Here is a 1,040-nt window from a genome sequence, read left to right on the forward strand (position 1 = left end):
TAGCCCGTGTTTCGTAAGGGCTTCCGGACGGTGAGGTAGGCCCGGCGTGGCGGTGATCGATAAAAGTTGAGGTCTCCGGTAGATCGGTTAGCGACCAAGCAAACCGAGAACCTTCCGGAGACCTCGTGCCCAGGGTAGCGGCAGCGAGGCGGCACGACCTCACCGACGCTCAGTGGGCAGGCCTGTGTCCTGTTCTGCCTACGGAGCCGGGCAGGGGGCGTCCGCCGCGGTGGACGAAACGGCAGATCATCGACGGGATCCGGTGGCGGGTCCGGACCGGAACACCGTGGCGGGACGTGCCCGAGGTGTACGCGCCCTGGCAGACCTTGTATCGCTGGTTCCGGCGGTGGCAGCGCGACGGCACCTGGGCGAAGGTCCTGGCCGGGTTGCAGGCCGCAGCGGACGCCGCCGGGAAGATCGAGTGGACGGTGAGCGTCGACTCCACGATCAGCCGCGCCCACCAGCACGCCGCCGGCGCCCGCCGCAACGGCCACCAGCAGAAGGAACCACCCGGTGGTGTTGCCACCGAGCCCGACGATCATGGGCTGGGCCGATCGCGGGGCGGCTTCACCACCAAGACGCACCTGGCCTGCGAACAGGGCCGCAAGACCCTGGCCGTGGTGATCACCGGCGGGCAGCGCGGCGACAGCCCGCAGTTCATCACCGTCCTGGAACGGATCAAGGTGGACCGGGTCGGCGGCGGACGGCCTCGCACCCGTCCCGACCTGATCCTGGCCGACAAGGCGTACACCAGCCGCGGCAACCGCGGATACGCCCGCCGCCGCAAGATCCGAGTCTGCATCCCGAGCAAGGCCGACCAGGACGCCCACCGCAAGGCCAAAGGATCCAAAGGCGGCCGACCGCCCGCCTTCAACCCCGCCGACTACCGGCTACGGCACGCCGTCGAATGCGGCATCAACCAGCTCAAGCAACACCGCGCCATGGCCACCCGATACGAAAAACTCGCCGTCCGCTACGAAGCCACCGTCACCATCGCCATCATCAACCAGTGGCTCCGAGCCTTATGAAACACGGGCTAG

At 68.3% G+C, this 1,040-nt stretch carries 1 protein-coding gene; it reads left to right on the forward strand.

The annotated features are described in order from the left end of the window. Positions 1-125 precede the first annotated feature (125 nt). Positions 126-1,028 (forward strand): IS5 family transposase, encoded by a 903-nt coding sequence (locus LQ51_RS10155; protein WP_046564476.1) that lies wholly within the window; start codon positions 126-128, stop codon positions 1,026-1,028. Positions 1,029-1,040: the final 12 nt, after the last annotated feature.

The organism is Micromonospora sp. HK10, assembly GCF_000982955.1.
Classification (GTDB): domain Bacteria; phylum Actinomycetota; class Actinomycetes; order Mycobacteriales; family Micromonosporaceae; genus Micromonospora.